We start from the raw sequence: 21,878 nt of genomic DNA on the forward strand, positions 1-21,878 counted from the left end.
GAAGAATGAAAAGGGCAGCCGGAAACGGTTGCCCTGTTTTTTTCAGGTAGCCTGTATGCGGCAATCAGGCTACCTGAAAAATTTTATCTTTGTGTTTACAAGGCATTCTGCGGCCGGCCGGCGGCGAAGGCGTTGATGTTGGCTTCGAGGATTTCGGTCATGTTGAGCAGGGCTTCCTGGCTGGTCCAGGCGATGTGGGGGGTCACGATGAGGTTGGGCAGGGAGGCGAGCAGGGGGTTGCCTTGGCGCGGGGGCTCTTGGCTGAGCACGTCGAAGCCGGCGCCGCCGAGCCGGCCTTGCTCCAAGGCTTGGAACACGGCTTGTTCGTCGGCAAGGCCGCCCCGGCCGGTGTTGATGAGGATGGCGCCGGGCTTCATCAGGCGCAGTTCGGCTTCGCCGATCATGTGGCGGGTGTCGGGGGTCATAGGGCAGTGCAGGGATACGGCGTCGGCCTGCCGGAGGGCGGCTTGGAAGGGGGTGTAGACTTCGCGCACGGTGGCGGCGTTTTTGTGTTCGCCCCAGAGGACGTGCATACCGAAGGCTTGGGCGTAGCCGGCGAGGGTGCGGCCGATGTTGCCGCGGCCGAAAATGGCGAGGGTTTTGCCGCCGAGGTCGTGCATGGGGGCGTTGAAGTGGACGAATTGGGGGGATTGCTGCCAGGCGCCGGCGGCAATGTCGCGCATGCAGGCGGGCAGGTGGCGGATGAGGGCGAGCAGCATCATGAAGGCGTGTTGGGCCACGCTTTCGCTGCTGTAGTTGCGCACGTTGCACACGGTAACGCCGGCGGCTTTGGCGGCGGCCACGTCGATGTGGTCGAAGCCGGTGGCGGCCACGGCGATGAGCTTGAGCTGGGGGTTGGCGGCGAGGTGTTCGGCGCGGATGGATACTTTGTTGGTGATGGCGATTTGGGCGCCGGCGAGGCGTTGGTTGAGCTCTTCGGGGGCGGTGGCGGGGTATTCGCGCAGGGTGTGCGGGAAATTGAATGTGAGCGGACGGGCGGGGAGGGTGTCGCGGTCGAGGAAGACGATGTTCATGGCGGGCTCCTTGGGTGGGTGGGGGAGGGCGGCGGCTTCAGCCGTTTCAGGCAGCCGCATGGGTTTGAGTATAGCGCGAAACGGCGGCTTGGGGCGGGCGCGGGGTTTGATTTGGGTAAACGAAAGGCTACCTGAAAATCGGTTTTCAGGTAGCCTCAGGTTTTCAGGTAGCCTCAGGTTTTCAGGTAGCCTTTAATCGGTTTGATAGGGTTGGCGCCGCCCGAAATACACCATCCCCAGCAGCCCGCACGCCATCATCGGCAGGCTCAGCCACTGCCCCATGGAAAGGTTGAGATAGAGCAGGCCGAGAAACTCATCCGGCTCGCGGGCGAACTCTGCAATGAAGCGCGCCGTGCCGTAGCCCAGCAAAAACAGGCTCACCACCTGCCCGCTCGGACGCGGCTTCTTGGAAAACCACCACAGCAGCACAAACAGCAAAATCCCTTCCAGTGCAAACTGATAGAGCTGCGAAGGATGGCGCGGCAGCATGCCGTATTGCTGGAAGATTGTGCCCCACACCTGCGGCTGCTCCGCCACCAGTTTCAAATCCTCGCTGCGCGCCTGCGGGAACCCCATCGCCCAGAAAGCATCCGGCCGCGTTACCCGCCCCCACAGCTCGCCGTTCATGAAATTGCCGCCCAGGCGCACCGCCGCAAAGCCCAGCGGCGCCAGCGGCGCAATCGAATCGGCCAGCTTCAGCGGGCTGATTTTGTGTTTGCGCGCAAACAAAAGCCCGGCAACCACCACGCCGAGGAAGCCGCCGTGAAACGACATCCCGCCATGCCACACCTTCAAAATTTCCAACGGATGGGCGAAATAATAGGCATGCTGGTAAAACAGCACATAGCCCAGCCGCCCGCCCAGAATCACGCCGAACACGCCCCAAGTGAGGAAATCATCCAGTGTTTGTTTGGTGAACACGCTGTTGCCCTGGCGGATGCGACGCCGCCCCAGCCACATAAACAGCGCGAAGCCGACAATATAGCTGACGGCATACCAGCGGACGGCCAAGGGGCCGAGTGTGAAGATGGCGGGATCGAAAGCGGGATGGATGAGCATAGGGAAAACGCAGGATAAACAAAAGGGCGCATTATAGCGCATCTGGCGGGCGGCAATAACCGGCGGGAAGTTAAAGAACAAACGGATTGGGTTAGGAACGGGCGGCATGGTTTACCGTATTTTTCAGGTAGCCTGCCCGCGGCAGCCGGAGGCTACCTGAAAATTTTTCCGGCAATCATTTTTCTTTAGTTTGAAAAACTTCTGTTCAGGTGACGATGACCTGCCCAATTTCAGGTAGCTTTTAGCGCCGCTTCCGATGCGGCTTTAACTCGCGGCGCGGATTGGGTATGATAGGCCATTTTTTCCAACTGCCGGCGGGAGGCCGGAAATGGCAGAGATCAAATTCACCAAAATGCACGGTTTGGGCAACGACTTTATGGTTGTTGACGGCATCAGCCAGCGTTTCGACCCCGCCGCCGCGCCGATTGCCGCCTGGGCCGACCGCCATTGGGGCATCGGCTTCGACCAGCTTTTGCTGGTGGAAGCCTCGCCGCTGCCGGAAGCCGAATTCCGCTACCGCATTTTCAACACCGACGGCAGCGAAGTGGAGCAGTGCGGCAACGGCGCGCGCTGCTTCGCCCGCTTCGTGCGCGAAAAAGGCCTGAGCCGGCACGACCACATCAAGGTGCTCACTGCCAAAGGGCTGATTGTGCTGCACTTAACATCGGACGGTTTGGTTACGGTGGATATGGGCGAGCCGCGCCTAGCCGCTGCCGAGATTCCCTTTGTGCCTGCGCCGGGCGAGGCGGCAGACGCGCTGCTGCACGAAGTTGCCCTGGGCGCGGAAACGGCGCGCCTGGCCTGCGTGAGCATGGGCAACCCGCACGCCGTGCTGCCGGTGGCCGATGTGGACAAGGCGCCGGTGGCCGATTGGGGCGCCAAGCTGGAGCGGCACCCGCAGTTTCCCGAGCGGGTGAACGTGGGCTTCATGCAGGTGCTGGACGCGCACCATATCCGCTTGCGCGTGTTCGAGCGCAGCGTGGGCGAAACGCAGGCCTGCGGCAGCGGCTCGTGTGCGGCGGTGGTGGCGGGCATCCGCCTGGGGCTGCTCGCGCGCGACGGCGAAGTGAACGTGAGCCTGCCCGGCGGCGATTTGCGCATCGAGTGGGCGGCAAATAACCATGTGTTGATGACCGGGCCGGCGGCCACGGTGTTTGAAGGAACGGTAAGCTACTGATGAACGAAAAGAAAATATTGGCCTATTTGCAGGAACACCCGGAGTTTGTGTTGAACCACGCCGCCGAATTGGGCGTGCGGCCCGCGCAGGGGAGGGTGCAGTCTTTCGTGCAGGCGCAATGGCTGGCGCAGCAGGAGAAGGCGGCCAAGATGGCCGGCCAGCTGGCGCAAATCATGCAGGATGCCGACAGCAACCACCAAACCCTCGGCCGTATGCTGGGCTTCGTGCGCCGGCTGCTGGCGGCGAACACGCTGTTGCAGGTGCTGCGCGCGGCGGAGAAGGGTTTGCGCGAGGATTTCGGGCTGGCTTCGGGCTGCGTGTGGCTGCTGGCCGCGCCGCCGAAGAAAAACACGCCCGATGGCGGCTACAGGCTACCTGAAAATCATGCCGCGCATGCTGCTTTGTGTGCTTTGCAAGAGCCTCTGTGTGATAACCATATTTCGCCCGCCCTGATTAAGGCGCTGCCGCACGATGGAAAAGGGCTGGAAAGTTTTTTGCTCCTGCCGGTGCGGGTAAACGGGCAAACCGTGGCTGTGCTGGCGGCGGGCGATGCCGATGAAACGCGTTTCACGCCGGATTTACCGCTGGATTGGGTGCGCGAGCTGGCCGCCTGCACGGCGGTGGCGCTGACGCGTGCCGGCGGGTGGCAATAATGGCAGGGCAAAGCCTGACGCTGTGGGTGTTGTCGCTATATATCACGCTGTTCCTCACGGCGGCGTTTCAGCGGCAGCAGTTTTCCTGGCTGTGGGGCAGCGTGCTGCTGTGGCTGGGCTTCGGCCTGCTTAGTGCGCGGATTATGCCCGGCGTGCTGGGGATCACGCACATCGCCAATGTGTATCCGGTGTATGGCTACATCGCGCTGGCCAGCCTGTTTCTGTTTGCCAACGGCTGGCGCTATGATGCGCGGCAGATGGGCTGGAAGCTGGAAGGCGGCGGCACGTTTTTGGCGTATTTTGCGGTGGCGGGCGCGGTGCAGCACATTACGCTGCTGTTTCTGCTGCTGATTGCGATCTGGCAATATCCGCAGGGGATGTCGGGGCCGATGCTCACCGGGCTGTTGTCGCTGTATTTTTTGCAGCCGGTGTTGTGGATGGCGGGGCAGATGCTGCTGATGCTGCTGATGTGGCTGCACCGGCGTTATCTGAGCCGGGATGATGTGCTGTTGTTCAGCCCGTTGCAGCTGCAGGGGGTGTTGCTGCTGAGTTTGCTTTTTCAGGTAGCCTGTTTGCTGGCGAATGAGAAGATGCTGCTGATTGCGGTGTTGCGCGGGCTGTGGATGCTGTTTTATTAAGTGGCAGGATTTTGCCGAAGTGATGGAATCTGCCATGCTGTACGGCAAACAAAAACCAGCTTAAGTGCTTGCTTAAGCTGGTTTTGTGTTGGTGGGTCGTGAGCGGCTCGAACGCTCGACCTACGGATTAAGAGTCCGCTGCTCTACCAACTGAGCTAACGACCCGAATGGAAGATGCGCATTGTAAAAATTGTTTAACGCGCTGTCAAGTATGGGCGGGAAGGGGAGGCTACCTGAAAACTAAAAAATGGTTTTTAGGTAGCCTTTTGCCGCATAGACAAGCCGGCCTATACTACCAGCCAAGCGTTTTTATGCTGATACATCAAATAGTCGGCGATTTGCCCGTCTTCGTATGCCAGGCGGGGTTCTTGATCAGTGGTACTCGGGATGCGTTCGTCTTGGCGCACGAATTCCAATAAATGGGTTTGGCTGTCTTTTTGCAGCTGTAGGGTGCAGCGGTGCTCGGCGAGGGTGCAGTCGGCGATTTCGCAGCCGGTGAGCAGGGGCGAGAGTTCGTCCCATTCGGTTCCGTTCAAATGGCCAACCCAACCGCGAGCAGCGGTGTTGCCGTATGGGTAGATTTCTACTGCACGGTTGTCCAGCAGCGTGCTGTATCCTGCGTGCCATGCTGTGTAAACCAAGTATTCGTTTGTGTCCAACAGCAGCCCGAAAAAGCCGGGGCCGCCCATGCCGTAAGTGCCCAGATGAGTGCAGAAGCCAACAATTTTGCGCCCGATGGGGGATTTGGCTGCCAAATATTCGGGGTGGCTAAACAGCAGCACATCGCGCTTGAAGCGCATGAAGCCGTAAACCATATAGGCGCGGTTGGCCTCGCGGCGCGACAGGCCGACGGCGTAATGCGGCAGCCAGCCTTGCTTGTACCATTGCGGCACTTCTGCTTTGGACACCATCATGCAACAGCTTTCCACATTGCCCTGTTGCAGGTCTAAATAAGGGTGGCTTGTCATGTGTTTGATCCTTTATGTATTTCCAGGCTACCTGAAAGAGGGGTAGCAAAGGGTAGCCATAGGTTGGATGCTTGTATCCTGCACAGCGGTTACGCCCAAATCTTGGGTTTGGAAAACCCGATTTGCGGCTAATTTTGTTGCTCCGCCTTGCTGCACTAGCTGGCTGTATGCCTGCGGCCCGCTGCCCGGTATGAAGAAATCATTATTTTAGCCATGTGTGTTTTCAGGTAGCCTGAAAAAAGGTGGGCATTCGTTGCCCACCTTATTGCTGCGGATATTTTAATTTCGTTGAAGCTGACGTTTTAGCTTCGCAGAAACTCCGCTTCCTGCGGAAACTTCGTTTTCAGGTAGCCTAAACCGATCTAAGCGTAGTCCCGCTCTTCGCCCTTGCCGTCCACATTTTCAGCGCAGCGCGGGCACAGGGTCGGATGGGCGGCGATGCTGCCGACTTCGGGCACATAGTGCCAGCAGCGTTCGCATTTGGGTGCGGTGCTGGGGCGCACGCTGATTTGGGCTTCGGCTTCGCCGCCGTTTTGCAGTGTGGCGGATGAGACGAGCAGCACGAAGCGCAGTTCGCTGCCCAAGGCGGCGCAGGGGCGGTATAGCTTTTCAGGCAGCCTTAAATCGACTTCGGCCTGCAAGGACGAGCCGACGGTTTTGTCGGCGCGCAGCGGCTCGATGGCGGCGTTCACCAGGGCGCGGACTTCGCGCACGGCCGTCCATTTTTCCAGCAGCGCGGCTTCGCTGGCGGCGGGGATGGGCGGGAAGTCGTGCAGGGTGTGGTAGAGCACGCTGTCTTCTTCGCCGCCGCCGATGATGTCCCACGCTTCTTCGGCGGTGAAGCAGAGGATGGGCGACATCAGGAGCACGAGGCTGCGGGTGATGTGGTAGAGCGCGGTTTGCGCGCTGCGGCGGGCGTGGCCGTCTTTTTTGGTGGTGTAGAGACGGTCTTTCAGAATGTCCAGATAAAACGCGCCCAAGTCTTCGGAGCAGAACTGCACGATGTCCTGCACGGCGAAGTGGAAGGCGTAGCGCGGGTAGTGGCTGCCTGAAACCTTTTCCTGCAACTGGCGCGCCAGCACGAGGGCGTAGCGGTCGATTTCCACCATGTCGGCCTGCGGCACGGCGTCTTCAATCGGGTTGAAGTCTTTGAGGTTGGCAAACAGGAAGCTCAATGTGTTGCGGATGCGGCGGTAGCTTTCGGTTACGCGTTTGAGGATTTCTTTGGAAATCGCCAATTCGCCGCTGTAATCGGTGGCGGCCGCCCACAGGCGCAGGATGTCCGCGCCGAATTCGTTGTACACCTCCTGCGGGGCGACCACGTTGCCGATGGATTTGGACATTTTGCGCCCGTTCTGGTCCACCACGAAGCCGTGTGTCAGAAGCTGTTTGTAGGGCGCGCGGCCGAGCGTGGCGCAGCCGGTGAGCATGGAGGATTGGAACCAGCCGCGGTGCTGGTCGCTGCCTTCCAAATACAAATCGGCCGGCCAGGCGAGCTCGGGGCGTTGTTTCAGCACGGAAAAGTGGGTGCTGCCCGAATCGAACCACACGTCCATGGTGTCGGGCAGTTTGTCGTATTGTGCGCAGTCTTCGGGCGACAGCAGTTCGGCTTTGTCCAGCTCAAACCAGGCGTTGATGCCTTTTTTCTCGATGAGCAGGGCGACTTTTTCCAGCAGCGCGGCGGAATCGGGGTGCAGCTCGCCGGTTTCTTTGTGGGCGAAGAAGGTCATCGGCGTGCCCCAGAAACGCTGACGGCTCACCACCCAGTCGGGGCGGCCTTCAATCATGGCTTCCAGCCGCGCGCGTCCCCATGCGGGGAAGAATTCGGTGTCGTCCACGGCTTTGAGGGCTTTGTCGCGCAGGGTTTTGCCGTCGGTGCCGGCTTTGTCCATGCCGATGAACCATTGGCCGGTGGCGCGGTAAATCAGCGGGGTTTTGTGCCGCCAGCAGTGGGCGTAGCTGTGGGTGATTTTTTCGCTGGCGAGCAGGCGGCCGTTTTCTTGCAGCCAGTCCAGAATCACGGGGTTGGCTTCCCACACGGTCATGCCCGCCACGCGCGGTACTTCGGCAATATATTTACCTTGCGCGTTCACGGGGTTATACATCTCGATGCCGTATTGGTTGCTGACGAAATAGTCTTCCAAGCCGTGCGCGGGGGCGGTGTGCACCAGGCCGGTACCGGCTTCGGTGGTAACGTGGTCGCCGTTCAGAATCAGGATGTCGCGCTCGATGAAGGGGTGTTCGGCGTGCAGGTTTTCCAAATCCGCGCCGCTGCATTCGGCCAGAATGGGGCTACCTGAAAAACCGTAGCGTTCCAGCGCGGCTTCGGCCAAATCTTTGGCGAGAACCAGTTTGCCGCGCGGCGTGTCGATAAGCTGGTACGCGATGTCCGCGCCGGCGGAAATCGCCTGGCTGGCGGGCAGCGTCCACGGCGTGGTGGTCCAAATCACGGCAAACGCGTCGCCCGCAATTTCAGGCAGCCTGAAAGCCTTGGCCAGCGCGGCGTTGTCTTTGAAGCGGTAGGCCACGTCGATGGCGGGCGACACTTTGTCTTTGTATTCCACTTCGGCTTCGGCCAGCGAGGAGCCGCAGTCCAAACAGAACTGCACGGGCTTCGCACCGCGATACAGGTAGCCTGCTTTGTAGATTTCGCCCAGCGTGCGCACGGTGTCGGCTTCGGTTTGGTAGTCCATAGTGAGGTAGGGGTCGTCCCAATCGCCGATGACGCCCAGGCGGATAAAGTCTTTTTTCTGGCGCAGAATCTGCTCGGCGGCATACTGGCGGCAGAGCTCGCGGAATTTGGAAGGCGGCATTTCCTTGCCGTGCAGTTTTTCCACCATCACCTCAATCGGCAGGCCGTGGCAGTCCCAGCCGGGCACATAGGGCGCGTCGAAGCCCGCCAGCGTTTTGCTGCGGATGATGATGTCTTTCAGAATTTTATTGACCGCATGACCGATGTGGATGTCGCCGTTGGCATAGGGCGGGCCGTCGTGCAGGATGAATTTAGGGCGGCCGGCGGCGATTTGGCGCAGCTTTTTGTAGCGTTTTTCGTCCTGCCACTGCTTCACCCACGCCGGCTCGCGCTTGGCAAGGTTGCCGCGCATGGGGAAGGGGGATTCGTAGAGGTTTACGGTTTGGGAGTAGTCGGTCATGGTGGTCTCGGTGTCGGCAGGCGGCCGGTGGGTTTTATAGTGAATTAACAAAAACCAAGACTGCGTTGCCTCGCCTTGCCGTACTATCTGTACTGCCTGCGGCTTTGCCGTCTTGTCCTGATTTTTGTTAATCCACTATAGGTAGCCTGCGCTGCGGTTGGAAGGATAAGGAAAACAAGCTGCCGATTTTATAAGGATTTGGCGCAAAAGGCTACCTGAAAACGGGTTGGCTTGTTTTCAGGTAGCCTTCTGCGGGATGGGGAAAGATAAGGAAAAGGCTACCTGAAAATGCGGCGCAGCAAAGTTTCTGCACAGCTGAAATGGTTTTCAGGTAGCCTTTGATGCCGGCAGAGAGGCTTATTGTGCGGCCCGCTCCGGTTCTTCGGTTACGAAGCCGACTTTGCTCAGGCCGGCATCGCGCACGGCGCTGAGGGCTTTTTCCACGTAGTCGAACTGGGCGTTTTTGTCGGCAGCGATGGCGATCACTTGGTCGGGATTGGTTTTGGCCAGCTGCTGCAGCTGGGCTTCCAGTGCCTGCAGGGTAATCTGCTCGCCTTCGGCCAGGTGGTAGCTGCCGTCGGCGGAGATGGAGAGGCGCAGCGGGTCTTTGGGCTGCGCGGCGTTTTCCGCCACCTGCTTGGCCGAGGCGGTGGGCAGCTCCAGCGGGATGGAATGGGTCATCACCGGCATGGTGATCATGAACACGATTAGCAGCACGAGCATCACGTCCACCAGCGGGGTAACGTTGATGTCGGCCATCGGCGAATCGTCGCCGTTGTTCATCGAGCCGAATGCCATGGCTTACTCCTTGTCGTTCATGATTTTCACGTGCAGGTCGTAGGCGTAGGCGTCCATATCCTGCGCTACCTGCTTGTTGCCGTGCACGATAAAGTTGTAGGAGAGCACGGCGGGGATGGCGGCAAACAGGCCCACGGCGGTGGCCACCAGCGCTTCGCCGATGGGGCCGGCCACGGTGGCAATGTTCACCTGGCCCTGCAGGCTGATGTTTTCCAGCGCGTGATAGATGCCCCACACTGTGCCGAACAGGCCGATAAACGGTGCGGTGGCGCCCACGGAGGCGAGGATGGTGAGCCCGCCGTTGAGGCTGCGGTTGGCGATGCTCATGGTGTTGCGGATGTGCTGCACCAGGTAGTCGCCCAGCGGGATGGTAGTGAGCGGGCTGGCGGGGTTGGCGCGGTATTGGCGCGCGGCGCGGATGGCCGATTCGGTGAGCTCGCTCAGCGGGGAGGGGTGGGCTTTGGCCAGCCGCAGCATGTCTTCCATGGAAGAGACGGTGGCCACGGCTTCGATGGTGCCGCGGTTGGCGTGGCGCACTTGGTGCAGGCGGATGCCGCGCACGATGATGATCCACCAGGTGGCGATGCTCATCAGCACTAATATAACGAAGACGCTGATCAATACCATGTCGCCTTGCGCGAAAACGTGTCCTAAGTTCATGATGCTCCTAAATGATGCTGTTTATATGGGTGAATGTGGGTAATCCGGGTTGCGGCTTAGCGTGCGGTAAAGCGCAGGGTAAAGGTGTAGCTGGCGCGTATCGGCTGGCCGTTGCGTTTGGCTGGTACGAAGGTGTAGCGTTCGCGCACGGTTTTCTCGGCCGAGCGCCCGAACAGCGGATGGGTGGCGGAAAGCACTTCCACGCTGGAGGGCTTGCCGTTGGTTTCCACCATCACGCGCAGACGCACCGTGCCGCTGATGCCTTCTTCTTCCAGCTGCGGCGGGTAGGGCGGTTTCGGGTTGTTCAGGTAGCCGCCGATGTGGGTTGGATTGCTGTCGCCGCCCCCTCCACCGCCGGTGCCCGGGCCGTTGCCTGAGCCGATACCGCTGCCGTGGCCGCCGCCTTCGCCGGAGCCGGAACCCGGGCCTCGGCCGCTGCCTTGGCCGGGGCCGACGCCGGTGCCCTGACCGCCGCCGCTGCCGCCGCCCGAACCGGCCGAAGGCGCACCGTGGCCTTGGCCGCTGCTGCTGCCGCCGGCGCTGTGGCTGCCGGCCGTGCTAGACGGCGGGGTGTTGGCAGGTGCGACTGGTTTGGCTTCGGGGCGCGGCTCGGGTTTGGGCTCGGGGCGCACCGGTTTGACTTCGGGCTGGGGTTTGGGCTGGACGATGTCGGCCGGTCGGTCGGTTCGTTCCACCGGCTTGATTTGGGCGCGCTGCTCGGGCGCGGGCTTGGGCTGCTCCGGTTTGGGCTGGGGCGGGGCGGGCGGTTGTTCGGGCCGGCCTTGCGCGGGCGCGGGCTCTTCTTCCACCACCACATCGCCGCCTTGGCCGCCGCCCCCCCCGCCGCCGCCGAGCATGCCGAGATCAACAAAGCTCAGCCCGGGCGGTTCGGCAGGCAGTTCCGGCGGTTTGACCGAAACCAGCAGCCAATACAGCAGGGCGTGGGCGGCGATCACGAACAGCAGCGCGGCCGGTGAGAGAAAGCGGTTTTCGTTTTGCATGATGGGGCGGCATATTAATGCGAACTATTTCTGTTTGCAAGATATTTTTGCAAGGCGGGCGGGTTCGGCACGGCAGCGGCGGGTTGGGTGGTGATGGGTGGGTTTGGCGGGGAGGCGGTTTCTGGTTTTCAGGTAGCCTTTGCGGGGCTTGTGGCGGCTCGAACGATATGAGGATTCTGTGCGTTTTCACTATGTTGGAGCTTTATTTTCAGGTAGCCGGTTGAAAGGGAGGGCTACCTGAAAATTTTCGGGCGGTGTGTGCTTTGAACGAAAGGGGTTCTATCCGAGGTGCTGTTTGCTGAGGTAAACGCTGACGAGCAGGCCGCTGGGGAAGCGGGGGCTGCTTGCCAACTCGATGCGGCCGCCGTGGCGTTCGGCGATGGTGCGGGCGATGGGGAGGCCGAGGCCGGTGCCTTCTTGGCCGCTGCCGAGGATGCGGTAGAAGGGGTCGAACACGCGGCGGCGTTCGGCGGGAGGGATGCCGGGGCCGTTGTCTTCGATGCGGAAGATGATGTGGGCGGGGGTTTCGGCGGCGGAGAGGTCGATCTGGCTACCGGCGGGGCTGTAGCGGATGGCGTTGTCGGCGAGGGTTTTGACGAGAGTGTAGATGTCGGCTTCGTTGGCTTGGAAAACGGGGTCGTCGGGGCTGGCTACGCCGAGGTCTTGCTGTTTGGCGTCGGCGAGGGGGTGGAGGTCTTCAATCACGCTGCGGAAGAGGGCTTGGCTGCTGAGGCGGGCTTTGGGGCGCTGGGCTTCGGGGGCTTGGGCACGGGTGAGGGAGAGGAGCTGCTCGAGCAGGTGGCGGTTGCGGCGGATGCCTTGCAGCAGGGCGGCGAGCTGGCCGGCGGCGGGCTCGGGCAGGGGCTGGGCGGCGAGGCGTTCGGCTTGCAGGGAGAGGGCGGTCATGGGGCTGCGCAGTTCGTGGGCGGCGTCGGCGATGAAGCGTTGCTGCTGTTGCATGGCGGCTTCGGTGCGTGCGAGCAGGTGGTTGATGGCGCGGATGAAGCTGCGGATTTCGTGGGGTTGGTCGGCTTCGGGCAGGGGGGTGAGGTCGGCGCTGGGGCGGGTGTCGAGGCTTTGGGAGAGGCGGCGCACGGGCTGCATGGTGCGCTGGACGATGAGGATGGTGAGGATGATGGAGAGGGGGGCGAGCAGCAGGAGGGGCAGTGCGCTGCTCCAGGCGGCATGCTCGGCCATGTCTTCGCGGAATTCGTTTTCTTGCAGGACGGCAACGGGGCCTTGCGGGGTGTGGCGGATGTAGGCGCGGTAGGTGTCGTTGTCGCCGGGCTCTTGGAAGGTGTGGAGGCCTTCGGGGAGGTTGGGGGGAAGGGTGATGTGTTCGTCGTCATCATCATCATCGCGTGCGCGGGCTTGCTCGCCGGCGGGGGTTTGCACGCGGATGTGGGCGTCGCGCTGGCTCTTGGTGTTTTCAGGTAGCCTTTGGGGGTCGATGTGGGCGGCGATTTGGCGCAGGAGGTCGTCTTGGAGCTTGTGGGTGCTGCGGTAGCTGTCGTAGAAGGAGAAGCCGCCGGCGATGAGGGCGGCGAGCAGCAGGGCGGCGCTGAGGGCGGCGGCGAGGCGCAGCTGGAGGGAGTGGCGGAAGGGGAGGGTCATGGGCGGGATGTGATGTGGGGCGGTTGGCGGGTGTTGGGCTCTTTGGGCACCATCCAGCCGACGCCGCGGATGTTTTTGATGTGGTCTTTGCCGATTTTTTTGCGCAGGGCGTGGATGAGGTAGTCGATGGCGTTGCTTTCCACTTCTTCGCCCCAGCCGTAGATTTTGTCTTCGAGGCTGCTGCGGGAGAGGATGGTGCCGGGGCGCTGGAGCAGGGCTTCGAGGATGGCGAATTCTTTGTTGCTGAGGATGACGGGCTCGCTTTGGCCGGCGATGTGCACTTGATGGGCGGCGGGGTTGAGGGTGAGGGCGCCGTTGCCGGGGGCGGGGCCGGTTTGGCGGTGGTGGCGGCGCATAACGGCGCGGATGCGGGCTTGCAGCTCGGCCATGTCGAAGGGCTTCACCAGGTAGTCGTCGGCGCCGCCGTCGAGGCCGGACAGGCGGCTGTGGAGGTCGTCGCGGGCGGTGAGGATGAGTACGGGGGTGGGGTTGCCGCTGCCGCGCAGCTGCTGCAAGACGAGGAGGCCGTCTTGGCCGGGCAGGCCGAGGTCGAGCAGGATGAGGTCGTAGCTTTGGCTCTTGAGGGCGGCGGTGGCGCTGTGGCCGTTGTCGAGCCAATCGACGGCGTGGCCGCTGTCGCGGAGGCTGCCGGCTACGGCTTCGGCGATCATGGGGTCGTCTTCGATAAGGAGGAGGCGCATGGCGGTGTGGCAGGCTACCTGAAAAAGATGGCGGCAGTATAGCAGGAGTGAATTAGCTGAAAATTAGGCTGCCTGAAAATGGGGCGGCCGGATTTTCAGGTAGCCTGTTGGCTGAATCAGGCGGGCGTTAAAACAGGGGTTTGTAGGTGGCGAGCCAGTAGATGAGGCAGAGGCAGCCCATCGAGAGGGCGTAGCCGAGCCACCATTTGCCGGAGCGTGGCGGGCTTTTGAGGCAGAACATGCCGAGGAAAATATACACCACCACCAAAATCAGCTTTACGCCGAGCCAGTTGGCGTTGCCGAAGGGGGTGTAGCGGGTGATGGCGAGCAGCAGGATGCCGGTGAGGAGCAGCAGGGTGTCGTTGAGGTGCGGCAGGATGCGTAGCGCTTTGGGTACGGGGCGCTGCGGGCGGGCGGTGCGCAGCCAGAAGCGGAGGTTGAACAGGATGACGGTGATGACGACGAACAGCAGGTGGCTGTGTTTGGCGATGAGGTACATGGCGGTGGTTTGTGGTGTGCGTTTGGAAAACGGAAGGCTACCTGAAAGTGTGGGAACAGCCAATAGCCTTGGGAAAAAATGGGGAAAGGCTACCTGAAAAATGGCGGTGGAGGTTTTTAGGTAGCCTTTTCGGGTTTACCAATCGTGGTCGATCAGGCTGCGTTCGTCGGCGAGGCGGTAGGCGGCGTCGAGCTGTGCCTGCATGGTGGGCGGCAGGGCTTCGCGTTCGCCTGTGCGGTAGCGTTTCCAGTAGGGTGAAAGGGTGAAGCGGCAGGTTTCGGCCAGCTCGCTCTGTATCATGATGAGGTGGCAGACGGTATAGCAGAAAGCGTCTTGCGGGTCGAAGGCGGCCAGCTCGATCACGTCGCCGGGGTAGAAGGCTTGGTCTAAACTCAAGCTCACGTAGCCGTTTTGCTCGTGCACGATTTGGCGCAGGGCGTTGAAGTGGCGCTCGGCTTCCATGCCATAGTCGAAGCGGCTGATGCGGCGCAGGGTATCATCGCTGGCTTGCTGGATATAAGGGAATAGGATGGGCGGAAATTCGGGGGCGGATTGGCGTTTTCGTTTTTTAGACATGGGTTTTGAGCTTGGCTGAAGTTGCCGTTTTAGTTTTAACTTCGTTGAAGCTGACGCTTTAGCTTCACAGAAACTCCGCTTCCCACGGAAGCTCCGTTTTAGCTTCGCTGATACTGGCGCTTTCAGGTAGCCTCTGCTGCGGATGCGGCATGTTTTTCGATGGCCAGCAGATAGGGCGGGCGGTTGCGGCGGTTGAGGAAGCCGTAGCGCAGCACGGCAAATTCCTGCTGCGGCAGCTCGGCCGCCCAGGCGGACACGGCTTCGGCTTCAAGCGCGCCGGCGGCATGGCCGGGATACAGCACGGCGGCCAGCAGCCCGCCGGGGCGCAGCAGCCGCACGGCTTGGGCGAGTGCGGCGAGGGTGCTGCCGGCTTCGGTGGTGAGCGATTTGTTGCCGCCGGGCAGGAAGCCGCAGTTGAACACGATACTGTGCACAGGTTCGCGCACATGCTCGGCCAAATCGGCGTGGCTGGCGGCAATCAGGCACACCTGATCCTCCTCCCCGGCTGCCTGCAAACGCGCCTGCGTGGCGGCCAACGCCTGCGGCTGGATGTCGAAGGCATACACGCGGCCGCGCGCGCCCACGCATTGCGCCAGAAACAGCGTGTCGTGGCCGTTGCCGGCGGTGGCGTCGATGGCGGTGCCGCCCTCGGGCGTGGCTTGGGCGAGCAGGCGGTGGGCGAAGGGGAGGATGTTGTCGAGCATGGAGTAGCCTTGCGGGATATAAGGGGATTGGCAATCGCGGCGCGGGCTTGGAGTATAATGCCTGCCATCTGCACGCATCTTTATGAAAGGAAATCAGCATGGGCATTCCGGCCATCTCCCCGCAATACGCGCCCTATCTGCGGGATTTTGAAACACTCATCCTGCAAAAGCAAGCCGAGATCGAAGCCTGGTTCCGCAGCCAGTGGAAGCAGCACAAACCGCCGTTTTACGGCTCGGTGGACATCCGCAACAGCGGCTATAAAATGGCTTCCATCGACATGAATCTCTTCCCCGGCGGCTTTAACAATTTAAACCCGCAGTTCAGCCCGCTGGCCGCCGCCGCCGCCACCGACGCGGTGGAACGCTATTGCGAATCGGCCAAATCCGTGCTGATTGTGCCGGAAAACCACACGCGCAATACCTTCTATTTGGAAAACGTATATGCGCTGAGCAATATCCTGCGCCAGGCCGGCTTTGCCGTGCGCCTGGGCAGCCTCAACCCGGAAATCACCGCGCCCACCGAATTTCAAACCGCGCTGGGGCACACCATTTTGCTCGAGCCCCTGCAACGCACCCGCGAGCGTGTGCACCTGGCCGACGGCTTCTCGCCCTGCCTCGTGCTGCTGAACAACGACCTCTCCGGCGGCGTGCCCGAAATTTTGCAGGGCGTCCGCCATACCGTGCTGCCGCCACTGCACGGCGGCTGGACTACCCGGCGTAAAACCGCCCATTTCGCCGCCTATAACCAAGTGGCCGCCGAATTTGCCGCGCTGATCGGCATCGACGAATGGCAGATTAACCCCTATTTTGAAAAAGTGTCCGGCCTGAACTTCCACGAGCGCGAAGGCGAGGATGCGCTGGCCGCCGCTGTGGAGCGCGTGCTGGCTAAAACGCAGGCCAAGTACGACGAAAAAGGCATTACCGACCAGCCTTTCGTGATTGTGAAAGCCGATGCCGGCACCTACGGCATGGGCGTGATGAGCGTGAAATCCGCCGACGAAGTGCGCGCGCTCAACCGCAAGAACCGCAACAAAATGGCCACGGTGAAAGAAGGTTTGGCGGTAACGGAAGTGATTGTGCAGGAAGGGATTTACACCTACGAAACGCTCAACGGCGCCGTGGCCGAGCCTGTGGTGTATATGATAGACCGCTTCGTGGTGGGCGGATTCTTCCGCGTGCACGAAGGGCGCGGCACGGATGAAAACCTCAACGCCAGCGGCATGCGCTTCGTGCCCCTGAGCCGCAATATGCCGCAAACCGACAGCAGCGGCGAAGATCCGGAATTCCTCGCCGGCAGCAAGCGCGTGTTCGAGCAGTGGCAAACGCTTGGCCTGCCCGACTACAACCAGGGCTGCGACTGCGCCAACAACCGGCTGTATGTGTACGGCGTGATGGCGCGGCTCTCGCTCTTGGCGGCTTCGATTGAGTTGGAGCAGGGTTGATGTGATGGAATGAAGGGCTACCTGAAAACGAAGCATCAACGTAGTTAAACCGCAGCACAGCGGAGTTTCTGCGAAGCTAAAATTTCAGGTAGCCTTTTTTAATATTAATACATGAAGGAAAGATACCGAAGACTAGGGGTCTAATGGGAACAACAGCAATTGCATACAAAGAAAAATATTTCTGGATACACAATGCAACAGGCGAAGTCTTTGCTGCCATTCTGTTGGAGGAACTGAAAAAACATCCCGATAAAATGGTGGTGTTACGAGCAGAAATTGAAGAATTGCTGTCTCATTGGGTTGTCGGTATCCTAGTTTCGCTGAAGGATTATTTACAGACTGAGGAGAATATTCCAATCTTCCTTCAGGCCATTCAGCGTTCGTTAGAACTTGCGCGGTTATCGTCGGATGAATTATGTATATCGGGGTTTTCAGTTGGCAAAGATATATTTTTTGAAGAAATATCGGCGTTTAAGCAACTGATTACCGAATACGATACATTTAATAAAAATGCAAAAATTTATGCGCCCCTCTCGCAAAAGTGGATTACGGCGTAATGCCGATATAAAAAGCGAAGACGGGTAGAGTAGGCAGCTTGTTGCCCACGCCATCATTCTAATTTTCAGGTAGCCTTTCCCCAAATAAGGCTACCTGAAAACATAGCGCTGCAAAGCTAAAATTTTGGGTTGTACTAGATTAGCCCTAAATTCCACACCATTTTTGCAGGGGTTTAAACTGTTAGGACGGAGTGCCGAAGTTAAACCGAAACTCGCACTCTTTCAAGAACAGGGGGAAAGATTTGCGGTCGATTCCGTTGTATTTGCGTAAGACGCGTTTTGCCTGATTCCAAAAGTTTTCGATGCCGTTGATGTGGTTCTGACGGTCTGCAAATTCCTTGGAATGGTTGATACGGTGATGGATAAAACCGCTCACGTCCAACTTGTCGTCACTGCTCAGGCTGTCGGTATAGACAATGCTGTCGGGCATGATTTTCTTTTAATGACAGGCATCAATGTTTCAGACCTGGCATTATTCACCACGACGGTATAGACCCGTCCTTGTCGTTTCAGGATACCGAATACCACCACCTTACCCGCTGCACCTCGTCCTCACCTACCTTTGCGATGACCACCGAAATAACTTTCGTCCAATTCGACCGGGCCGGCGAAAATTTCATTGGCCGCTAATGCCAAATGATGGCTGATGACCATACAGATTTTGCGGTAGAACAGGATGGCGGAATTGGGCTGTATGCCCAAAATATCGGCAGTGGCATGGGCGGTAACTTAGAGCACAAAAAAGCGAAGCAGTTCTTTCTGTACTTTTTTCTTTAATTTGCAGTGTGTTATCTTCATATCTTGAGAGTAACATAACTGCTAATCTAGTACAGCCCCTAAAAATTAACGCTGTCATAAATCAATAGCGTTATTTTTTAACCCTCACGAATTAATTTTGTTTGAATGAATTTGCTATTGTATAACACACAATCCGCCCCTGTTTTTCGGGGGGAGGCAATCGGGAATTTTGCCGCTGCTCGGGTTGCTGAAAACCTGTTATGTTTTCCGGCGTGGCTGGTGCAACAGGTTCACTACTTAGTGCATTTGGTTCACTGGGTGGTGCAGATGGTTCACCAGCTCCGGCGGGTGGCGGCTACTTGTCAAAACTTGTCATTGCGGCGCGGGGAAACCCAACAAAACCTAACACCGAAGCTCGGAAATAAATCCGGCTCTCGGAAATAAATCCGAACAACTGGGAATACAACAACACCAGCGCGGCGGCTGGTGTCGGGTTTTCAGGTAGCCTTCTGTCGGCTTACCGCCTGATATTCAGCTCGGCGGTTTGCCCTGTGGAGGCCAGCATAGAGAGCAGAGCATCAATCGTGAATTTGCCGATTTTGCCGTTTACCAAATCGGAAACGCGGGGGCGGCTGGTGTTGAAGAGGGCGGCTGCCTGCTCTTGCTTTAAATCCTGCTCGGCTATCCAGTCGCTCACTCTCTTTGCCAGCTTCAGCTTGGTTTGGATAACCATATCGCTATGCGCCTTGAGCTTGGCGGCCTCTTCGGGATGAAAACCCAAATCGGAAAATACATTGCCGCCTGCGGGGGTGGTGTGGGTGGTTTTTGATTTCATTGCTGTAGCTCCTTTACCAACGCGGCATAACGCGCCTTAATGGTTGCCGTGTCTTTCGTGGCAGGTTTTCAGGTAGCCTATTCGGCCAGTTGCTCCGGCTGGTATTGGTAGATTTTGGCAAACAGCTCCCGAGTTTTGCGCTGCGGGTTGCTCCAAACTTAAAATCGGCACAAACCTCTAATCCGACAAGTCGGGCAAATCGGCAAGAGTAAGGTCTTCCATTGTTGTAGGTTGTCGCATTGCTTGCCTCCTGTTGAAAAATGTTGAAACCCAAAGGATAAGTTTTACTAAATCCGCTACACCTTGCCGCTATCTGCACAATACGGCATTATGCGGGGTTAAGGATAATGCTTAGCAAAATAAAACACCAGCCCGTCCGCCGGTGTTTTGTTGTTTCAGGTAGCTCTGTTTGTTGCAATCAAGGCTTGGGCTTGGCGGTATCACTCCCGCAGATAGTCCGAATACCATTGCATCATTTCCCGCCGCTCGGCCAGATACTCCGCCCGGTTGTAGGCGGCTCTAATTCGGTTGCTTTCTTCGTGCGCTAACTGGCGTTCTATGGCATCGGGGTTGTAGCCCTGCTCGTTCAGGATACTGCTTGCCAAACTGCGGAAGCCGTGCGGGGTGGCTATGCCTTTGTAGCCTAGGCGCTCAATGATGCGGGTCAGGGTGGCATCGCTGATAAAGCCGGTGGTTTTGGTGCGGCTGGGGAACAGATAGGGAGTATTGCCGGTTAGGCCGTGTAGTTCCCGCAATAGCTCCCGCGCCCAATCGGAAAGCGGTACGGTATGGCTGCGTTTCATCTTCATGCGCTCGGCGGGAATAATCCATTGCGCCGCTGAAAAATCCACTTCCGCCCATTGCCCGCCGCGTAGTTCGGTATTGCGCACAAACACCAGCATAGTCAGCAGCAGGGCAATTTTGTTTGCCGGGTCAATATCGGCCAGTATCAGGCGGCGGTAAAACTCGGCCAGTTCTTCACGGGGCAGGGCGGGCATGTGTCGGGTGGTCTTTTTCTCGAAGTGGCCGCGCAACGGTACGGCGGGGTTGCGGTCGGTTATCTCCAGCATGGCGGCATAGGTGTATACCGCGCCTATCCATTGCCGCACTTTCTCGGCGGTTACATTGGCGCCGCGTGCCACAATAGCCGCAATAACGTTTTTCACGTTGGAAACGCTCACTTCGGCCAGCGGCATTTGCCCGATGTAGGGAATACGTCTTTTTGCATATCGGCAAGGATGCGTTCGGCGTGAACGGGCTGCCAGCGGTGCAGGTTGTCGGCATGCCAGCGTTTAGCCACGGCTTCAAAGGTATTTTGTAGAGCGGCCTGCCTTTCCTGCTTGGCCTGTTGCTTGGCGGCGGCTGGGTCTTGCCCCTGTGCCAACAGAGAGCGGGCATTCTCGGCAGTCTACCGCGCTTCGGAGAGGGAGAAGGCGGGATACTTGCCGATAGTCAGCGTTTTTTCCTTACCGTCGATACGGTATTTCAGGCGGAAGATTTTGCCGCCTGCCGGGGTAATTTCCAGATACAGGCCTCCGCCGTCAAACAGCTTGGCTTTTTTCCCTGCTTTGTCAGGCTTGGCATTCCTTATTTGGCGGTCGTTTAGAGGCATTCTGGTGGTATATTTTCAGGGGTGCTTTCAAGATACCCCCAATCATGCCCCCACAAAGTAGGCAATTCAATTGGACGGCATTAGACGTGATTAGCTGAATAGGGAAGGAGCAGGGATAAATCAAATCAGCCTGAAAGCCTTATCTGGCTTAGATTTAGCTGGTTGCGTTGGATGGCATTAGATGTAAAAAAACAGCCCGAAAATCTGGGCTGTTTCTATGTGATGGTGCCGACAATGAGACTTGAACTCATACGACCTACGGTCACTACCCCCTCAAGATAGCGTGTCTACCAATTCCACCATGTCGGCTTAAAAAGTTTTCAATTACTCCGGAATCACTGCCTGACTGGCAGCCTGTGCTGGAGCGGCAGGCTGGGAGGCGGCAGCTGGAGCAGATTGTTGCTGAGGTGCGGCGGCACTATCCAAACCCAATTGGCTGCTGCCACGGCTAGAAATGATGCTGAGCGCCACACAGCAGCAGAAGAATATCGCGGCAGCAATGGCGGTGCTGCGGCTCAGGAAGTTGGCGCTGCCGGCCGAACCAAACACGCCTTGCGCGCTACCGGAGCCGAATGCCGCACCAGCATCGGCACCTTTGCCCTGTTGCATCAGGACGAGGCCGATGACTGCCAGCGAGGCAAAGCCGCCGATAATCATAATGATGGTTTTAAATGCTTCCATGACTGTTCACTGTTAGGGTTTTGCGGCGGCTTGGGCAATGGTTGCGAAATTGTCTGCTTTGAGGGAAGCTCCGCCAACTAACGCGCCATCCACCTTGGGCAGTGACAGAATCGTTTGCGCGTTTTGCGGATTGACACTGCCGCCGTAAAGAGTGCGGATATTAGCACCCTTGTGGGAGAAAGACAAGAGTTCGGTGTAAATAAAGGCGTGCATAGCGGAAATTTGCTCGGGCGTGGCCACTTGGCCGGTGCCGATGGCCCACACTGGCTCGTAGGCCACGGCGATATGGGTCATGGATTTGCCGCGCAATACGGAGAGTTGTTCGGCAACAATATTTTCTTCCCGCCCGGCTTGGCGTTCGGCCAGGGTTTCGCCAACGCATAAAATCGGAATCAGGTCGGCAGCCAAGGCGTTATCCAGCTTGTTCGACAGGATTTCGTTGTTTTCACCAAAGTATTGGCGGCGTTCGGAATGGCCGAGCAGCACGAACTGTGCGCCGAGGTCGGCCAGCATGGCGGCGGAAGTTTCGCCGGTGAAAGCACCGTCTGAGGCAAAGCGACTGACGTCTTGTGCACCGATGTGCAGGGCAGTCGAGGCAGCGGCCTGTTTGAGGGCGCACAGATAGGGCAGGGGGGCGGCGATACCGGTCACCACGTTTTCAGGTAGCCTTTGCTCTGCCCAAGCTTGGGCGAAGGCGGCAACAGTGCTGCTGCGGCCGTTCATTTTCCAGTTGCCGATGATCCAGGGTTGTTGCCACATCATGGTGCCGCCATCCTTTC

At 59.1% G+C, this 21,878-nt stretch carries 21 protein-coding genes, 2 tRNA genes and 2 pseudogenes; 6 read left to right on the plus strand and 19 right to left on the minus strand.

Annotated elements, in window-relative coordinates; genetic code table 11:
• Positions 1 to 95: 95 nt before the first annotated feature.
• Positions 96 to 1,034 (minus strand): D-2-hydroxyacid dehydrogenase, encoded by a 939-nt coding sequence (locus H9Q10_RS02870; RefSeq protein WP_197902532.1) that lies wholly within the window; start codon positions 1,032 to 1,034, stop codon positions 96 to 98.
• A 58-nt stretch (positions 1,035 to 1,092) separates the two neighbouring features.
• Between H9Q10_RS02870 and H9Q10_RS02875 the strand changes: the two genes are divergently transcribed.
• Positions 1,093 to 1,230 (plus strand): hypothetical protein, encoded by a 138-nt coding sequence (locus tag H9Q10_RS02875; RefSeq protein WP_197902533.1) that lies wholly within the window; start codon positions 1,093 to 1,095, stop codon positions 1,228 to 1,230.
• Here H9Q10_RS02875 and lgt read toward each other — a convergent pair.
• Positions 1,227 to 2,093 (minus strand): prolipoprotein diacylglyceryl transferase, encoded by an 867-nt coding sequence (gene lgt, locus H9Q10_RS02880; RefSeq protein ID WP_197902534.1) that lies wholly within the window; start codon positions 2,091 to 2,093, stop codon positions 1,227 to 1,229. The two genes, H9Q10_RS02875 and lgt, sit on opposite strands and share 4 nt — an antisense overlap.
• A gap of 328 nt (positions 2,094 to 2,421) precedes the next feature.
• Here lgt and dapF point away from each other — a divergent pair, with 328 nt between their 5' ends.
• The 3 genes from dapF to H9Q10_RS02895 are packed head-to-tail and all read left to right on the plus strand — an operon-like array spanning position 2,422 to position 4,561.
• On the plus strand, positions 2,422 to 3,270 hold the full coding sequence (dapF, locus tag H9Q10_RS02885) for a diaminopimelate epimerase (protein ID WP_197902535.1): 849 nt from the start codon (positions 2,422 to 2,424) through the stop codon (positions 3,268 to 3,270).
• Entirely contained in the window at positions 3,270 to 3,923 is a 654-nt protein-coding gene (locus tag H9Q10_RS02890) for a DUF484 family protein (protein ID WP_197902536.1), read from the plus strand. Before dapF ends, H9Q10_RS02890 begins: the two co-directional genes overlap by 1 nt.
• Entirely contained in the window at positions 3,923 to 4,561 is a 639-nt protein-coding gene (locus H9Q10_RS02895) for a hypothetical protein (protein ID WP_218042242.1), read from the plus strand. Before H9Q10_RS02890 ends, H9Q10_RS02895 begins: the two co-directional genes overlap by 1 nt.
• A gap of 89 nt (positions 4,562 to 4,650) precedes the next feature.
• Here the strand turns inward: H9Q10_RS02895 and H9Q10_RS02900 are convergent.
• From H9Q10_RS02900 to mnmM, 11 genes are all read right to left on the minus strand, one after another.
• Positions 4,651 to 4,726: transfer RNA gene (locus H9Q10_RS02900), tRNA-Lys, on the minus strand.
• Positions 4,727 to 4,848: 122 nt separating this feature from the next.
• The gene (locus H9Q10_RS02905; RefSeq protein ID WP_197902537.1) at positions 4,849 to 5,529 is read right to left on the minus strand and encodes a hypothetical protein; all 681 of its coding nucleotides are present in this window, start codon (positions 5,527 to 5,529) and stop codon (positions 4,849 to 4,851) included.
• Between the two features lie 362 nt (positions 5,530 to 5,891).
• Complete coding sequence (ileS, locus tag H9Q10_RS02910) at positions 5,892 to 8,681, minus strand: isoleucine--tRNA ligase (protein WP_197902538.1); 2,790 nt, start codon at positions 8,679 to 8,681, stop codon at positions 5,892 to 5,894.
• A 357-nt stretch (positions 8,682 to 9,038) separates the two neighbouring features.
• A complete protein-coding gene (locus tag H9Q10_RS02915; protein ID WP_197902539.1) occupies positions 9,039 to 9,479 on the minus strand; it encodes an ExbD/TolR family protein in 441 nt (146 codons plus the stop codon).
• A gap of 3 nt (positions 9,480 to 9,482) precedes the next feature.
• On the minus strand, positions 9,483 to 10,139 hold the full coding sequence (locus tag H9Q10_RS02920; protein WP_197902540.1) for a MotA/TolQ/ExbB proton channel family protein: 657 nt from the start codon (positions 10,137 to 10,139) through the stop codon (positions 9,483 to 9,485).
• Positions 10,140 to 10,195: 56 nt separating this feature from the next.
• Complete coding sequence (locus tag H9Q10_RS02925) at positions 10,196 to 11,140, minus strand: energy transducer TonB (RefSeq protein WP_197902541.1); 945 nt, start codon at positions 11,138 to 11,140, stop codon at positions 10,196 to 10,198.
• 279 nt (positions 11,141 to 11,419) lie between these two features.
• Positions 11,420 to 12,754, minus strand: coding sequence for an ATP-binding protein (locus H9Q10_RS02930; protein WP_197902542.1), 1,335 nt, complete (start codon positions 12,752 to 12,754; stop codon positions 11,420 to 11,422).
• Complete coding sequence (locus H9Q10_RS02935; RefSeq protein ID WP_197902543.1) at positions 12,751 to 13,455, minus strand: response regulator; 705 nt, start codon at positions 13,453 to 13,455, stop codon at positions 12,751 to 12,753. The genes H9Q10_RS02930 and H9Q10_RS02935 overlap by 4 nt, the downstream gene beginning before the upstream one ends.
• Before the next feature lie 127 nt (positions 13,456 to 13,582).
• Complete coding sequence (locus H9Q10_RS02940) at positions 13,583 to 13,954, minus strand: SirB2 family protein (RefSeq protein ID WP_197902741.1); 372 nt, start codon at positions 13,952 to 13,954, stop codon at positions 13,583 to 13,585.
• A 135-nt stretch (positions 13,955 to 14,089) separates the two neighbouring features.
• The gene (locus H9Q10_RS02945; RefSeq protein WP_197902544.1) at positions 14,090 to 14,530 is read right to left on the minus strand and encodes a hypothetical protein; all 441 of its coding nucleotides are present in this window, start codon (positions 14,528 to 14,530) and stop codon (positions 14,090 to 14,092) included.
• 122 nt (positions 14,531 to 14,652) lie between these two features.
• On the minus strand, positions 14,653 to 15,234 hold the full coding sequence (gene mnmM / locus H9Q10_RS02950; RefSeq protein WP_197902545.1) for a tRNA 5-(aminomethyl)-2-thiouridylate-methyltransferase MnmM: 582 nt from the start codon (positions 15,232 to 15,234) through the stop codon (positions 14,653 to 14,655).
• Between the two features lie 98 nt (positions 15,235 to 15,332).
• Between mnmM and gshA the strand changes: the two genes are divergently transcribed.
• Positions 15,333 to 16,676 (plus strand): glutamate--cysteine ligase, encoded by a 1,344-nt coding sequence (gshA, locus tag H9Q10_RS02955; protein WP_197902546.1) that lies wholly within the window; start codon positions 15,333 to 15,335, stop codon positions 16,674 to 16,676.
• A 143-nt stretch (positions 16,677 to 16,819) separates the two neighbouring features.
• A complete protein-coding gene (locus tag H9Q10_RS02960; RefSeq protein WP_197902547.1) occupies positions 16,820 to 17,233 on the plus strand; it encodes a hypothetical protein in 414 nt (137 codons plus the stop codon).
• 181 nt (positions 17,234 to 17,414) lie between these two features.
• On the opposite strand, the pseudogene H9Q10_RS02965 reads toward H9Q10_RS02960, so the two are convergent.
• The 6 genes and pseudogenes from H9Q10_RS02965 to tpiA form a co-directional block, all read right to left on the minus strand.
• A pseudogene (locus tag H9Q10_RS02965) lies at positions 17,415 to 18,031 on the minus strand (IS1595 family transposase).
• A 457-nt stretch (positions 18,032 to 18,488) separates the two neighbouring features.
• Complete coding sequence (locus H9Q10_RS02970) at positions 18,489 to 18,806, minus strand: helix-turn-helix domain-containing protein (RefSeq protein ID WP_197902548.1); 318 nt, start codon at positions 18,804 to 18,806, stop codon at positions 18,489 to 18,491.
• A gap of 440 nt (positions 18,807 to 19,246) precedes the next feature.
• Positions 19,247 to 20,418, minus strand: a pseudogene (locus H9Q10_RS12090) (tyrosine-type recombinase/integrase).
• A gap of 223 nt (positions 20,419 to 20,641) precedes the next feature.
• Positions 20,642 to 20,727 (minus strand) — tRNA-Leu (locus tag H9Q10_RS02990).
• 15 nt (positions 20,728 to 20,742) lie between these two features.
• A complete protein-coding gene (secG, locus tag H9Q10_RS02995) occupies positions 20,743 to 21,099 on the minus strand; it encodes a preprotein translocase subunit SecG (protein WP_197902552.1) in 357 nt (118 codons plus the stop codon).
• Positions 21,100 to 21,111: 12 nt separating this feature from the next.
• Positions 21,112 to 21,858 carry a triose-phosphate isomerase gene (gene tpiA, locus H9Q10_RS03000; protein ID WP_197902742.1) on the minus strand — a complete coding sequence of 249 codons (747 nt, stop codon included), beginning with the start codon at positions 21,856 to 21,858 and terminating at the stop codon, positions 21,112 to 21,114.
• Between the last annotated feature and the right edge of the window lie 20 nt (positions 21,859 to 21,878).

The organism is Eikenella glucosivorans (genome assembly GCF_016025525.2).
GTDB classification, from domain to species: Bacteria; Pseudomonadota; Gammaproteobacteria; order Burkholderiales; family Neisseriaceae; genus Eikenella; species Eikenella glucosivorans.